Here is a 15406-nt window from a genome sequence, read left to right as displayed (position 1 = left end):
GTCATGTGCGTATTCATCCGTGCGCCAGCGCAGGACAGGCCGCGGCTTCCGGCAATCACCTAGAACCTGAGGAAGAAGCCGGAGCCCGCACTTCCGATACTTGCGATGCCGGAGAGCAGGCTAGGTAACGTCATGGGCAGGCTGCCCGTATTTGCCAGGCCCGACAGCGAACCACCGAGATTCACCAGTCCAGAGATGTTGGTGCCGACATTCTGGTAGCCGGAACCACCCAGGAGCACCGCAGGGTTCACATTAAACACACCGGAAAGGCTCAAGCCCCGGTTACCGAAGCCGGAGCTGCCCCCGGCGCCGGTGTTGAAGAACCCCGACGATGGTGCGGTGCTCGTGTTGCCGAAGCCCGGCGGCTGCGGGATGTCGAAGCCCGCAATCGTGGTGCCAGGCAGGGTGATGCTCGGGATCGTGAAACCGGGGAAAGTAAAGGCTGACAACTGCACGGGTGGGACGGTAAGGCCCGGGACGGTGAAGGCACCGAGTCGGATCGGGTCGAGGTTGAGTTCGGGAATGGCGAAGGTGCCCAATGTGATCGGTGGGATGTTGACGTCGGGCACGGTGATCGGCGGAAGACCGAACTGGTCCACCCCGATCGGATCGACAACGAACTGGCCGGTGGTCGCTCCCGGAATAGTAAAGGCGCCCAATGTGATCGGCGGGATATTGACGTCGGGCACGGTGATCGGCGGAAGACCGAACTGGTCCACCCCGATCGGATCGACAACGAACTGGCCGGTGGTCGCTCCCGGAATAGTAAAGACGCCCAATGTGATCGGCGGGATATTGACGTCGGGCACGGTGATCGGCGGAAGACCGAACTGGTCCACCCCGATCGGATCGATAGCGAACTGACCCGTGGACATCGCCGGAATAGTGAACCCATCCAACTTGACGGGGTCGATGTCAAGCCCCGGAATGGTGAAGGCACCCAACTTGATCGGCGGAATGTTGACGTCGGGCACGGTGATCGGCGGAAGACCGAACTGGTCCACCCCCACGGGGTCGATCGTGAACTGACCCGTAGACATCGCCGGAATAGTGAACCCATCCAACTTGACGGGGTCGATGTCAAGCCCCGGAATGGTGAAGGCACCCAACTTGATCGGCGGAATGTTGACGTCGGGCACGGTGATCGGCGGAAGACCGAACTGGTCCACCCCCACGGGGTCGATCGTGAACTGACCCGTAGACATCGCCGGAATAGTGAACCCATCCAACTTGACGGGGTCGATGTCAAGCCCCGGAATGGTGAAGGCACCCAACTTGATCGGCGGAATGTTGACGTCGGGCACGGTGATCGGCGGAAGACCGAACTGGTCCACCCCCACGGGGTCGATCGTGAACTGACCCGTGGACATCGCGGGTATGGTGAACGCACCCAGCGTGATGCGCGGGATATTGATGTCCGGCAGGGTGATCGGCGGAAGGCCGAATCCGTCGATCCCGAAGCGCGGTAACGTATACGACCGGATGGTGAGGGTGGGAAGATCGAATCCCGAGGATTCCAGTGAGATCAGGTTAAAGTACGCCTGGCCGTTGAACGGATCAATGATAGCTGTATTCGGGAGGTAGTTCACTCCCTTGAGAGCAAATACATTGGTGTCCCACTTTACCGCTAGACTGTAGATACCAAGACCGTTAAAACGAATCGTCGGTGTAGTAAATTCTGGCGAAACTATGTGGGGCGTCTGAAAGCCGCCTACGGTTATGCTGTCGACCTTGAAACCAGGTATCGATATCTGCGGCAACGTGATACCCGGCGAATCGATCGGGGGGGTTGTCAGCGACGGAATGACCAGCTTGGGTGTGCTGAAACCGCCGACGAGTGAGCTGTCCAACTTGAAGCCCGGGACGGTCAGGGCCGGCAGATCCAACCCCGGCACCGCGATCGGGGGCGTAGTGATCTTCGGCAAGTCAAGATCCGGCACGCCGATCGTCGGTGTCGTCAGCGACGGAATGACCAGCTTGGGCGTGCTGAAACCACCGACGAGTGAGCTGTCCAACTTGAAGCCCGGGACGGTCACGGCCGGCAGATCCAGTCCCGGCACGGCAATCGGAGGCGTGGTGATGTTGGGTAGGGCAAGGTCGGGCACCGCGATGGTGGGCGTCGTCAGCGCAGGAATGGCCAGCTTGGGTGTGGTAAAGCCGCCCAGGAGAGCGCTGTCCAGCGCGAAGCCCGGCACGGCCACGGCCGGCAGATCCAGCCCCGGCACACTGATCGGGGGCGTGGTGATGTTGGGCAGGTCGAGACCGGGCACGTTGACGGTGGGCGTGGTCAGCGGCGGAATGACCAGCTTGGGCGTGGTAAAGCCGCCCAGGAGGGCGCTGTCCAGCGTGAAGCCCGGCACGGCCACCGCCGGCAGGTCCAGCCCCGGCACGGCGATCGTCGGTGTCGTCAGCGGCGGAATGACCAGCTTGGGTGTGGTGAAGCCGCCCAGGAGGGCGCTGTCCAGCGTGAAGCCCGGCACGGCCACCGCCGGCAGGTCCAGCCCCGGCACGGCGATCGTCGGTGTGGTCAGCGGCGGAATGACCAGCTTGGGTGTGGTGAAGCCGCCCAGGAGGGCGCTGTCCAGCGTGAAGCCCGGCACGGCGACGGCCGGCAGGTCCAGCCCCGGCACGGTGATCGCGGGCACGATGACATTGGGCAGGTCGATAGCGGGTATCGACAAGTCGGGCGTAATAATGGTCGGCAGGTTCAAAGCCGGTATTGTCAGAGTGGGCATATTGAGCGGCGGCAACGTCAGATCGGGTGTGCCGATATTCACGTGCAGGCCGCCCTGACCAGTGCCTCTGAAACCGAAGCCGTTGTTCATGTCGCCGGTGTTGAAAAAACCCGTGTTGACGTTGCCCGCGTTGAAGAACCCGGTGTTCACATTCCCGGTGTTGTAGCTACCGGTGTTGGACGAGCCGGAGTTGAAATTGCCGGTATTGAAGTTCCCAGCGTTGAAATTTCCAGTATTGGCGTTGCCGACGTCAAATACTCCGGTATTGAAATTTCCTGGATTGAAAAAGCCCGTGTTGAAGCCACCGGAGTTACCGATGCCAAAGTTGCCGGGGCCGGCGTTGAAGAATCCCGTGTTTCCGTTGCCGGAGTTGCCGATGCCGACATTCCCGCTGCCCGAGTTGAAGAAACCGATGTTTCCGCTGCCCGAGTTGAACAAGCCGAGGTTGGCGGTGCCAGAGTTCGGCAATCCGATGCCGATCTGGCCGGTGCCTGTGAGGCCGATTCCGATATTGTTGGTGCCGGTGTTGCCGAAACCGTAATTGTTGTTGCCGGTGTTGCCCAGGCCCACGTTGTAGCTGCCGAGATTTCCCGGACCAAAGTTGTAGTTGCCCAGGTTGCCAACGCCGAAGTTGCTGGTACCCAGATTTCCCGCACCGAAATTGCCATTGCCGCGGTTTCCGCTGCCCAGGTTCCCGAGGCCGACATTCCCGTTGCCCAGATTGCCGCCGCCAAGGTTGCCGAAACCGATATCGAAAGGCAGTCGCGACTCAACGGCGGCCGCCGCGCCGCTCGATTGTCCCGCCAGGCCCGCCAGACGCTGCAGCGGCTCGGTGAACGGCGTCAGCGATGAGACCACCGCGGAAGCGCCTGCGTGATAGGCAGCCATTGCCGACACGTCCTGCGCCCACATCTCCTCGTATACGGCTTCCACGCCGGCGATTGCCGGAGCGTTCTGGCCGAACAGGTTCGACATCACCAGCGACACCAGGTCGGATCGGTTGGCGGCCACCATAATCGGTTGCACAATTGCCGCTCGGACGACGTCGAACTCGGCCACCAGCGCTTCGGCTTGTGTCGCCGCCTGCAGGGCCTGGGCCGCCGAAGTAGACAGCCATTCCGCATAGGGGCCTGCCACTGCGGCCATCGCTGCCGACGACGGCCCCAGCCATGAACTGCCGACCAACCCCGTGGCCACCGAACCGAAAGAGGCTGCCGCCGAGGTTAATTCGTCCGCCAGCCCGCCCCAGGCCGCCGCAGCCGCCAAGAACGGTTCCGCCCCGGCTCCGGCGAAGATCAGAGCCGAGTTGATCTCCGGCGGCATTACCGAAAAGTTCATTGCCCGACCTCTCTCATGCGCCAGCGAGTCAGTGACAAAACGAGACCATCCGCAAACCGGCTAACCCGGTCCGAACGTCGCCGAGCTGGTCTGTCAAGCGACACAAGTGACATCCCGCACCTCCGGCGACCCCGTAACGACACGTTGTTGAACCAGCGTGATGAGCGGAAACCCGCAGGTCAACGGCGTGACAACAAGTTGAAATGCGCGACCGGCAGGTATCGTCCGGGGTCGTCTCAAAGCGGATTGAGGACCTGCGACGATGGTGAGAGAAGATGCTATCTTCGTCTCACTCTTAGAAAAATGATCCAATGCTTCTCGGCGGGAAGGACACGCAAATCTCGTGCCTGTTGACGATTGGCTCATCGGCGGCGATCGGCGCGCTGCTGCTGCCGAACGGATCTACGACGCCGCGACCGACCTCATCGCTCACGATGGGCTCAACACCCTCGATATCGACAAGCTCGCTATCCGAGTCCACTGCTCACGGGCAACCATCTACCGCTACGTCGGCGGGAAGACCGAGATCCGTAACGCCGTCGTCAAACGGACCGCGGAACGCATCGTGGACTCGGTGCGCTCGGCCGTCGAGCCGCTGACCGGTTCCGAGCGACTTGTCGCCTCGATCCTTTTGACGCTGCAACAGATCCGAGCCGACCCACTGTGTCAGCTCATGGTCAGCTCGATCCGGGGCGGCACCAGAGAAGTTGCCTGGTTCGCCGAGTCGCCGCTCCTTGCCGACTTTGCTACCGAGCTAGCCGGGCTCGCCGGCGGTGATCCCCAGGCCCCGAAATGGGTGATTCGAGTGGTGCTGTCGCTGATGTACTGGCCGGCAGAAAACGAAGAAGCCGAACGCCGCCTGGTACAAACATTCGTCGCGCCGGCATTTGCCGGACAGTGAGCCTACTCGTCGCCGAAGCTTTCGTAGAGCTGGGGCATGAACGCCGCCAGGTGGTTCATCTCCTGGGCGCAATGCACCAGCAGGTTGCGGGCGGTGGCGACCGGATCGCCTAGGACCCGAGATGCTATGGGACGCACCGCCTTCGACGCCATACCGGGGGCATTGCGAACCTCGATGTGCGGGCCACCCATCCAAAACCGCGACCGCATCTCCGAGCCGACCGGTGTCGAGCGAATGTGATGGACGAACCATCCGACATCCACCGGGGCATCACCGGAGCCCAGCCGTGCACAAACGGCCACGCCGTCATCGGAATCTTCGGGCAGGCCCATGGACGGCGGTGCGATGAATTGTATTGCGGCGGTCAGCATCGTCGAACCGATGTATTCCTTGATCATCGACCAGCGGCCGATGTAACGCTGGGCACCGCGACGTCCGGCATCGTTCGAGCCATCCTTCCAGGCCGCGGAGAGATGCGCACGCGGATGCCACAGTTTGTACCGACGAGTGTCGCAACCGTGCCAGCCGAACCACCACGTCCACATCGCCGGGGTCACTTCCGGCATGTCGGTGCGGACTGATACCTGGAAGCTGCCGTCCTCGAGTACCCCGTAGCCGTTCTCCGTCTGGTGGTAGCCCTCGTCAGCTACGGTCGCCGCGTCACCGAACGCCAACAGCGCCATCCCGCCTTGCGGACCATGTTGAAGCGCTTCGACGACATGGTCCGGCAGCGCCGCCATTTCGGGTTTGAAGAACTTGCCGAACGGTGTGTCCGCGTCGCCGTCGCGATATCCGAGGTACAAGTCGCCGGTCATCAAATCCGTCCCATCCAACTGTTGAACAAACCATCGGGGTCATAGGTGGCCCGGGTCTTGTCTAGCCGGGCCATGGCTTCATCGGTGGCGAACCGGGCCGGGCGATCACCGAGGTTCTCGTCGGCAAGCTGAATGCCCGTGGCCAAGTGAGACATGGCGGCCATGTTGGATCGCGCCCAATCGCCGTACTTCTCATCGTCGGCGGCGTCCTTCCAGGAACCGTAGAGCGCCAGATAAATCTCGTCTTCCACGCTGTAGGCCATGTCCTGGCGGGCCGGGGATGGTCCCCAGTTCAGCCACAAGAAGTGCGACGGTGGCGGCGGCAAGGTGTCGAGGATGTTGCGAATCCCCGGCAACAGCTGGTCAGCCGATGCCGATGTCCACATGTTGTCTGCCGTGTACCGGTGGTCGCCGAGGTAGTGGGTCATCACCACGTCGTACCAGGCCGGCAGATCAGTTGGCACATAAGGGTTTTTGATCAGTGCCCGGTCGACGACCGGGCAGGTGTCGAACACCGAGAGCGCCTCCTTGGCCTCTTCCTCCGAGTCGGCGAACGCTGGCGACGCCAGCACTATGGCCGGAATCTCCAGACCCATCTCCGCGACGCTGCGTGTCGCGATGATCTGCATCTCCACGCGGCGGTCCACGTCGGCGCTGATGTTGCGGGCCCAGGTGTAGACCTCGTCGGCGACCTCGAAGGGGTAGACATACACGCTGGTGCCGCAGACGGCCGGCCGCGGGTAAAGCTTCAGGTAGAACGACGTGACCACACCGAAAAAGCCCGGACCGGCGCCGCGGGCAGCCCAGTACAGGTCGGCGTGATTGTCTTCGTCGCAATGGATCTGCTCGCCCTCCGCGGTTATGACGTCGAGGCCGATGACGCTCTCACAGGCCGGGCCGAGAATACGGCTGTTCCAGCCGTAGCCACCCTGCAGCAGATAACCGCCGAGGCAGACGCCCTTGCAGTGGCCACCGGGGAAGAACAAGTTTTGCGCCTCGAGGTCGGCCATGAGCAGGCTGCCGCCCTTGCCGGGACCGACGACCGCGGTTCGCTTTTCGGCGTCGATCGTCGCGTGATCGAGGCGGCTGACGTCGAGCAGGACGGCGCCGTCACGCAGATGGCTGGCTGCGAAGCTGTGCCCCCCGGAAACGATGCTGACCTTGTGGCCGTTGGCTTTGGCGTAGCGCAGCCCCGCGATGATGTCGTCCGCACCGGCGGCTTGCACGATTACCGCGGGATACCGTTCGGGCACTCGTTGATGCCACACAGAACCACGGCGGGCCGCTTCGTAGCCCTCGTCACCGCGGAAAAAGTGCCGACCGGCCGGTAGCGCGCTCATCAACTCTCCTTTGATCCGTATTTCGGTTCATCAAGATTCGCAATACGAACCACTATAGTGGAATGGTGCCGCGAACGGAACGAAATTCCCCGGCGACTCGCGATGAGGGTATCCAGGTGCTGCGTCGGGCCGCAGCCGCATTGGACGAGATCGCGGCCGCGCCCGGTCAGTTGCGCCTCGTCGACCTCAGTGAGCGCTTGGAGCTGGCCAAGTCGACCACGCGCCGGCTGCTGGTCGGTCTGGTCGAAGTCGGTTTGGCCAGCATCGATGACCGGGGCCACTTTTCTCTCGGCGAACGCTTACTGGGATTCGGCAACGCCACCGCAGCGCACATCGCTGCGGTGTTCCGGCCGACCATCGAGCGAGTGGCCGCAGCAACCGGCGGCGAAACTGTCGACCTGTCGATTCTGCGTGGCCACAAGATGTGGTTCGTCGACCAGATCGAGTCGTCACACCGACTCCGCGCCGTTTCGGCAATCGGTGTCCGATTCCCGCTGAACAGCACCGCCAACGGAAAGGCCGCCCTCGCGGTACTCGACGACGCGGCCGCCGAAACCGCCCTGGCCAAGTTCAGTCCTGAAGTCGCCGCAGCCCTGCGTCGTGCGATCGCTGAAATCCGAAGCAGTGGAATAGCGTTCGATCGTGACGAGCACACCCCGGGTATTTCCGCGGCCGCTATCGCCGGACGAGCCTTGGGCGACAACGTGGTCGCCATCTCGGTGCCCACGCCGACCGAGCGGTTTGCGGAAAAGGAACAGCGCATCGTTTCAGCACTGCGCAGCGCGGCCGATTCTCCGGTCTGGACACGCTGACCGGGTCAGCGCGTTGGCGCGGCTGACCGGGCAAACAATTGACCCCACTCGCGCCGAACCGCCGATTGGGCATCGGCGAATACCTGAGATGTTGCGCCGTCACCGGCGAGATGGACCAACGCCCATGCCATCGCGAACACCGACACCTTGTGGCGTTGTGCCGCGGTGTGCAGCTCGTCGAGTGCATTCTCGGAAGCGCACCGGCGCAGCCCGATGAGAATTCCCCGCGCGGTGTCGAGAATGCGACCAGCGTCCGGGCCACCCGAGATCTGGGTCGGCACCCAGTTCGCCGTCATGCTCTGCCAATCTCCTGTCGAGTCCTACCGATACCCACCACAAGTGCCTCGGCCCGGGGGCAGGTGGCTCGGGTGAGCCGCTCTGGCCACGGTGCCATGATTTGGGTATCGGCTTCCTTGTGCCAGGCTGCCGCCCACATTGGTATTCGCCCGTGATCACCTTGATACCGGCCCCGCGTCATCAACGACGACGGACCCCGGCATTGGTGACTGAGGACTCTGTGCCAGGTGCCGGCCGGCCTGAATAGTCGGCGACATGCTAGGGACGATTCTCGATGTCTTTCGGCTGCGCCAGTACTTCGACGTGCTAACGCGCGCACGCGAATTTTCGCTGGGGTTGCGCCAGGACGCCGGATTTCTGGCGGACGCCGCCTGGGCTGCGCTGCGTCTGCCCTCCACGGGTGCTCAGCACCACCAGCCGTTCCCGTCCGCGGCGCCTTACGTCACGAATATCGCTGAAGGGCAACGGATTGCGCTGGCCGCCACCGGCGGAAGCGGCGCGATGGCCTCGCTGGTAGGGGCCGCGCGGGCGCTGGAGGAAGCGGGTCTGCGTCCGTCCGTCTACTCGCTGTGCTCGGGCTCGGCGCTGTTCGGTTTTCCCCTTGCGGCCGGGATGAGCGCGGACGAGGTGGCGGCCTTCACTCTGGGGCTGCTTCCCCGCGACTATGTCGACCTGGATTGGGGCCGGCTGCTGCGGCTGGCGCTGGATGCCGGGCGCGGGTTTGCCGGCATCATTGCCGGCGATGTGATCGAGCAGACCTACCGGCGTCTGCTCGGCGACCTGACCCTGGGCGAACTGCCTGTTCCGGCCTACGCACCGATCTGGAATATCGAACAGAATCGAATCGAATTCATCGGTCCCGGTACGCATCCAGAGCTTACGGTAGCGCGCGCCGTACATATGGCCATCGCGTTGCCGTTGTTCATCCAGCCTGTCGAGTTCGACGGGTTCCACTGGTGCGACGGCGGCATCGTCGACATCTTCCCGGTTCGCCCCCTGCTCGACATCGAGCAGCCCTGCGAGGTGACGCTGGCGATCAACGGGTTCTATCCTCCGGGCTTTGCGGGCGAAGACGCCACGGGTTGGGAGTATCGCCGCGCCAGCATCTTGTACGTCGCGAGCCAGGTGCGCACCTGCCAGCAGATCGAACTCGCCCGCGAGAACCTGGCCCGGTTACGGGCGGCGTCGAGGTTGATCATGATCGAGCCTGTTTCGTACCAGACGGTGCGGGGACTCGGCTTCTATCGCCAATTTCTCAGCACCCGCGACTGGGCCGGCTTCATGCGGGCCGGGCGGGTGCAGGCACGCGGGGCGCTGACGGCAACCGAGGCGGCACCCGACCAGCCAGCGCCCACTGAGGCTTCCTGGCGCCGTGTCCGCCCCGCCACAGGTACGCTGCCAGTGGTACAGCTTGGCCGCTAGCACCTCTGGCTTACGCGACAATCTCTTCATCGGTCTTTCCGGCGCTGTCAGGTCGTCGGCGGGCCGCAGCTACGTACAAGGTCCTCGGCAGAATGCTTCTTGCGTTGCTTGACAACCGAGGGCCGCAGCCGAAATCATATCTTGGACTGGTTAGTGCATCCGCGTAGGGGCAGCGTATGAAAACCGAATTTTTTTCAGCAGAACGGTATAACTTGCTTCTCGATGTAAATTCTGCCGATCGAAGAGTCCGCAAAGACCAGAAATTGGCTGCACTCTTGGAGGAAGCTTGCGCCTGTTTTTTCGAATTCGGTGTCGACGAATACTACTCCGTAGACTTGCTCCACAAGCACAATAGTATCGATTCGGAACACATTATGCTCGAGGATGAAGAGATCTTGGATGATGGAACCCCAGCGCTCACCACGATGATGGCTACGCGTCCATCGAAAGATGACTCCTTTGCTCCAAGCACGTTCAAGTTGCAGGCTGGGAATCTCATCCCGCTAGAGTTCTCGCGAGATCCTGTCGTCAATTCTGCTATCGGAAGACTGCCCGAGCACATTGAATTCCTCTGCGCTTATCAACGTCTATTGACAAAATACGAGCTGAGCGAATTCATCGGGTTGGGTTTTGCGGGAAGACAATTCTACGACGGTTTACGCGCTGACCAGATCTTGGTTGAGGAGAGTGATCTGGAGCGGGTCGCGAATATTGTCACGATCAAGAATCGGGAATCCATAGAATATGACAAGACAATTTCGACGAGTTGGGCCTTCAAGCGTACGATCAAACGCTGCTATACAGCGACAGTTTGCGTAAAAGTCTGTGTTATCTACACTCCAGGTCATGCAATAGAGCATCGTAAGGGCACCCAGCACAGGCAGTATGAAGAGGCTTGAAAACCCGGACTGGTCATGACGGGTGCTGACCCAGGAAAATCCGCATCCGATGTGTGGCCAGCTAGACTCTATTACCATCAGAGAAGCGCGCTGCTCCACAACATAATTCGTCGCATCCATGACGCTGGGGCCACCTCGCTGCTCGATATCGGCGCCGGGTACCCCGCAATGGCTGTTCCACTATCAAAGCGTGTTCGGGCTTACTGTGCAATTGAACAGGATAACGAATGTGCTGCGGCGTTGCGGGACGTTGGGCTACAGGTGATTGAGGGAGTTTTTCCATTACCCATACACAGGACGTACGATTTCGTTCTATCGTGCCACTCGGTACCCGAGGGCTCGACTGCCTCATATCCCGCATTTCTCAATGCTGCATGGGAGAGTGTGAGTCAAAATGGACTGCTGCTTATCGTTACATTTAAAGGATCGCATGGAGCTGTTGGATATCTTGACCAAAAGCTCTTGGGTAGGACGGACACTGATAACTCACAATTCGATACATTAATCGAGTGCTGCAATCGTCTTGGCACGGTCGACGTGTATCCGGTGAACAGCTTCGTTGAGGCGACCTACGCGGACGCAATCGTCAAATTCCTTGGCCCATGGCTTACGGGCTCACAGGACACGCGCGATGCGTTTAAGAGTCGACTGCTTCGGATCGTAGAGCGCGAGTACAGGGTTCGAGACAACTTGTACGTTTTTCCCACTCAGCACCTCTTTATAGAGTGCAAACGTTAGCTCGGATCTTCGCAGGGTTGGTGTACTGGGCTGATCGGCTTGGGATTTGTTTGTGGACCTTGGATTTCGTCGGCGACCTAGCCGCACTGACCGTTCCAGTTACATCAGGTGCGCAGGCACGCCGCGTCACTTTCCGAGCACGTTACTAGCCTGCGAGCGCCAATACTTCGTCGAAGCCGGCGACCAGAGCGTCATGGAAGACGTCGTAGTCGGGGATCGCGGCGGTGTCGACGTCGATGCCCAGTGCGCAGGTGTCGACATAGGACAGCAGCGTGACGTTGACGGCCGAGCCGATCGTCGGGCCGAACGCGTATTGCCTGCGCACTGCCGCACCTCCGAGGAACACCGGCACCGGGATGCCGGGTACGTCGCTGGTCAGGAAATCAACGTGGCGCAGCACCGAGCCGATGTACCAGCGCGGCATCAGGTTGAGAACGCCGGCAATCACCTGGGTGTAGGGCAGCGACTTTTCCTGCCGCACCGCGCCGACGCGCTCGTGGATGGCCTTGATCCGTTTCGCCGGGTCAGCCTCACCGACGGGAATGTCGAACCGCATCAACGTGATTCGGTTTCCACCCATGTCATCGGTGTTCGTCCGCAGGCTGATCGGCATGGTCAGGTGCAAATCGCCAACCGCAACGCCGTGTTTTTCGTGATAGATGCGTAACCCGCCCGCCACCCCGGCGACAAACGCATCGTTGAGCGCGCCGCCACACCGATGCGCGGCGTCGCGCAATTGCAGCCGCGGCACCTCGTGCACCCCGAGGCGCCGGATCAGGCCCCGCTGCCTGATCAGCGGTGAACCGGTGCGGTTGAGCGGCCGGACCGTCCGGTACACCGACGCCGCGTTGGCCGCTGCCGACCGGAGCGTCGAGATGGGGCGCCGGACACCGCCGTACACCAGTTGCGGTACCTGCCGTGCCGTGCCGGTCACCACGTTGGCGAGCAACGTGGCGCTATAGCGCCACGAATCGCGGTACCCCTCCAGGCGGGACGGCTGGGGTACCTCCGGTGCGGCGGGCAGTGACTCCAGCTCGTAATGCTCTTCGGAAAGGTCGAATAGCCGCATCGCGATCTGGATGCCTCCGACACCGTCGGTGAGCGCATGGTGGAACTTGCAGATCACCGCCGCGGCGCCGTCGTGCAGGCCCTCGACCAGCGTCGCCTCCCAGAGGGCCCGGGCCCGGTCGAAATCCTGCATCGCGGCCACTCGGGCCAGTTCGAGCACATCGTCGAGGGTGCCCGCTCCCGAAACGGCCACCCGCCGCATGTGGTAGTCCAAGTCGAAGTCCGCGTCGTACTCCCATCGTGGCGGGGCGGGCGGCGGAGATTCCACCACCCGCTGGCGGAACATCGGTAGTTCCCGGCTGATCAGATCGAAGCGCTGGCGTATCTGGTCCCAGTCCGGGGATCGATCCAGCAGCACGACCGTGACCACTGTGGACCGCAGCCGTGGGTCGGTTTCCATCGCCCAGGTAAAGGCATCGCTGTTGCGCATGAATTCAGTCATAGTGGCTCCACGGACAAAGCTACGATGCCTGGTGGCCGCGGTCACTAGGATGTTGTCAGCCAAGGACTTTGGTCCCTACAAGTGGTGCCATTGGTCGCCCGTCAGGGGCCGAGGACCCGCCGGGTGTAGTCGTTGAGGAAGACCCTGTTGGGGTCGAGGCGATCGCGGACCGCCGCGAAGCGATCCCAAGCGGGATACCGATCGCGAAGCGTGCCGGCGCTCTGATAGTGGCGCTTACCCCAATGCGGACGGCCCGCATACTCGTCCATGATCTCTTCGACGGCGCGGAAGTAGGTTTCGAACTCCATGCCGGTGTACTGGTGAACGGCGATGTAGCAGGTGTCGCGGTCATGCGCGGTCGACAAGAACGCGTCGTCGGGGGCGCCGAAGCGGACCTCGAGCGGAAACATGATCGGCAGGTTGCGGCGGCGGACAAGGTCGATGATCCGCTGCACGCCCTCGCGCGCGTGCTCGCGCGGTATCGCGTATTCCATCTCGGTGAACTTGACGTTGCGTGCACTCGCGTAGACCTTCCAGCCGTGATCCTGGACGGTGGCCGGCGACATCAAGTTCGTCATGAGGCGGTTCAATGCCGGTGCGGCACTGGGGAATTGACGACCAGCGCGGCAGATCAGGCTCAGCGCCGCGTTTTCGGCGTAGTCGTTGATCCGGCGTTTCCACAGCGGCAGCGGCCTGGGCTCCTCGTCGCTGCGGCGCGTGGTGCGGGTCAGCGCCGTATCGCCGTAGGGGAACACGAAGAACTCGAAGTGGTCGTTGCCGTCCACCTGCTCGTCGAGTCGATCCAGCGTGTCGGCCAGCGGGCGCAGCGCGTCGTCGCGATGCAGCGTGAACAGCGGCACCACCCGCAGGGTCACCTGGGAGATCACGCCCAACGCGCCGATCGATACCCGTGCCGCCAGGTAGTCGTCACCCTCCGACAGGGTCACGACGTCGCCACTGGCGGTAACCAATCGCAGCGAAACGACCTGCGCCGACACGTTGGTGAAGCGCGCCCCGGTGCCGTGCGTGGCAGTCGCGGTCGCCCCGGTGATCGACTGCTTGTCGATGTCGCCCTGGTTCTCCAGGCCCAGCCCCCGCTCGGCCAGCTGCGCGAACAGCGGGTGCAGCCTGGCCCCGCCTTGCACCGTCGCCAGACCGGCCGCCACATCCACGTCGATGACCCGCTGCATGCCGCTCATGTCGACCATCACGCCGTCGGTGCAGGCGCAGTCGGTGAACGAATGCCCGGTGCCGACGGCGCGCACCCGTTCGCGGCGCTGTGCAGCCTTGACGACGACCTCCGCCAACTCGGCTTCGGAAGTGGGCCGGACAATCTGCGACGGCGCGCACAACTGCTCGCCGGCCCAGTTGCGCCACACGGTGCTCACCGGGCCAGCTCCCGCACCACGGATTCGGCCACCGTTGTCGCATGCATCACCGTTTCGTAGACGACGTTCTCCGGTGTATCGGACATCTGGTGGTAGTTCGACAGCGCCTTGTGGCGGTTGAAGGAAGAAAAGCAGGCGGTCGGGTAGCCCGCCCGACTCATGATCACGGCGTCGGTGCTGTTGCGCGATCGCAGCCCCCGCCGCAGCGGTGCGTCAGCGCGTTCGGCGGCTCGAACCACCAGATCCCGGAACGGCCGGTGGTAGTAGTCCTCCATGATCGTGGTGCCCTCACCCTCGAGCATGATGAGTTCAGGTGAGCCGACGGTGTCGAAGTTGAGGAAGTAGGTGTGGTCACGGTCCAGCTGAGGCTTGTGACGGGCGATGAAACCGTAGATGCCACCCTGCAATTGCTCCTCGGCGCCCAGCGACACCAGCAGCACCCGCACACCCTGCACTGGGCGATCACGTAGCCGCTCGGCCAGCGCGACGATCAGCGCCACGGCGGAAAGATTGTCGTTGGCTCCCGGCACGATCGGGCTGCGGGCGATGTCGGTGAACGCCGCCACCCCGATCGCGCTCATCGCGGCCCCGGCGAGCATCATCTTGCGGCTGCCCCGTAGCGCGCCGGCACCGGCCACCGCCGGCGCCAGGATCGACGGCCACCAGTTCGGCAGTGAGGTGTCGATGCGCTCGACGATCCCCGGGAATCGCTCGACGAAGAACCGCTGATAGCCGGGTTCGAAGAACTTGCCGCTGTGTGCGGCGTCGTGATGAGCGCACACCACGACCGTCCGCTGGCCGGTGGGGTCGCCGGCTTCGGCCACGACATTCCATGTCGTCCGGGGCTTTTGGAGTTTCTTGCGCACCACGCGTATCCCGTTGGAACAGTCGTCGGCGATCGCCAGCCCCGCGCCCAGCCCCGCCAGCCCGGCAAGTACCCGCAACCGTCGGCTGATCAGACCGGCGATCGCGGCGCCGACGCCAACCGCCGACAGCTTGGCGTGCAGCTGCGGGTAGCCGTCGTAGAACTGTTCGTCTTCGATCCGCGCATTCTGTGCACCGGCGGCTCTCAAGCGCTCGACGATCCAGGCGGCAGCCTCCTGCTCCCCCGCGTCGCCGGCACCGCGTTCGATCGGTGCCAGTGTCTCGATGACCTCACGCATCGTGGCCAATTCAGTCGGCAATGCGGTGATCGCAGTCATAGCAGCTCC

The 15406-nt window shown here is 62.8% G+C and carries 11 protein-coding genes; 4 read left to right on the top strand and 7 right to left on the bottom strand.

The annotated features are described in order from the left end of the window. Positions 1 to 59: 59 nt before the first annotated feature. Positions 60 to 4073: a PPE family protein gene (locus tag EET10_RS14225; RefSeq protein WP_122502237.1), complete on the bottom strand. Its 4014-nt coding sequence runs from the start codon at positions 4071 to 4073 to the stop codon at positions 60 to 62. Positions 4074 to 4416: 343 nt separating this feature from the next. Between EET10_RS14225 and EET10_RS14220 the strand changes: the two genes are divergently transcribed. Continuing rightward, positions 4417 to 4974, top strand: a complete 558-nt coding sequence (locus EET10_RS14220) for a TetR/AcrR family transcriptional regulator (protein WP_063467836.1) — start codon at positions 4417 to 4419, stop codon at positions 4972 to 4974. A gap of 2 nt (positions 4975 to 4976) precedes the next feature. On the opposite strand, the gene EET10_RS14215 is transcribed toward EET10_RS14220, so the two are convergent. Together EET10_RS14215 and EET10_RS14210 are read right to left on the bottom strand one after the other, a co-directional pair. Continuing rightward, positions 4977 to 5789, bottom strand: coding sequence for a DAPG hydrolase family protein (locus EET10_RS14215; protein WP_036403149.1), 813 nt, complete (start codon positions 5787 to 5789; stop codon positions 4977 to 4979). Then, complete coding sequence (locus EET10_RS14210) at positions 5789 to 7129, bottom strand: FAD-binding oxidoreductase (RefSeq protein ID WP_063467835.1); 1341 nt, start codon at positions 7127 to 7129, stop codon at positions 5789 to 5791. Before EET10_RS14210 ends, EET10_RS14215 begins: the two co-directional genes overlap by 1 nt. A 65-nt stretch (positions 7130 to 7194) precedes the next feature. On the opposite strand from EET10_RS14210, the gene EET10_RS14205 reads away from it, so the two are divergent. Beyond that, positions 7195 to 7941, top strand: coding sequence for an IclR family transcriptional regulator (locus EET10_RS14205; protein ID WP_036403457.1), 747 nt, complete (start codon positions 7195 to 7197; stop codon positions 7939 to 7941). A gap of 5 nt (positions 7942 to 7946) precedes the next feature. On the opposite strand, the gene EET10_RS14200 is transcribed toward EET10_RS14205, so the two are convergent. Further along, entirely contained in the window at positions 7947 to 8237 is a 291-nt protein-coding gene (locus tag EET10_RS14200; RefSeq protein WP_036403150.1) for an ANTAR domain-containing protein, read from the bottom strand. Positions 8238 to 8493: 256 nt separating this feature from the next. On the opposite strand from EET10_RS14200, the gene EET10_RS14195 reads away from it, so the two are divergent. After that, positions 8494 to 9660 (top strand): patatin-like phospholipase family protein, encoded by a 1167-nt coding sequence (locus tag EET10_RS14195; RefSeq protein WP_122502236.1) that lies wholly within the window; start codon positions 8494 to 8496, stop codon positions 9658 to 9660. 176 nt (positions 9661 to 9836) lie between these two features. Then, on the top strand, positions 9837 to 10559 hold the full coding sequence (locus EET10_RS14190) for a hypothetical protein (protein WP_136622946.1): 723 nt from the start codon (positions 9837 to 9839) through the stop codon (positions 10557 to 10559). Between the two features lie 883 nt (positions 10560 to 11442). Here the strand turns inward: EET10_RS14190 and EET10_RS14180 are convergent. From EET10_RS14180 to EET10_RS14170, 3 genes are all read right to left on the bottom strand, one after another. Beyond that, entirely contained in the window at positions 11443 to 12807 is a 1365-nt protein-coding gene (locus EET10_RS14180; protein ID WP_036403160.1) for a wax ester/triacylglycerol synthase domain-containing protein, read from the bottom strand. A 101-nt stretch (positions 12808 to 12908) separates the two neighbouring features. Further along, positions 12909 to 14195, bottom strand: a complete 1287-nt coding sequence (locus EET10_RS14175; RefSeq protein WP_036403162.1) for a D-arabinono-1,4-lactone oxidase — start codon at positions 14193 to 14195, stop codon at positions 12909 to 12911. Then, entirely contained in the window at positions 14192 to 15397 is a 1206-nt protein-coding gene (locus tag EET10_RS14170) for a M28 family metallopeptidase (RefSeq protein WP_063468014.1), read from the bottom strand. The genes EET10_RS14175 and EET10_RS14170 overlap by 4 nt, the downstream gene beginning before the upstream one ends. Positions 15398 to 15406 lie beyond the last annotated feature (9 nt).

The organism is Mycobacterium pseudokansasii, from assembly GCF_900566075.1.
Lineage (GTDB): Bacteria > Actinomycetota > Actinomycetes > Mycobacteriales > Mycobacteriaceae > Mycobacterium > Mycobacterium pseudokansasii.
This window is presented reverse-complemented; position numbering and strand designations above follow the sequence as displayed.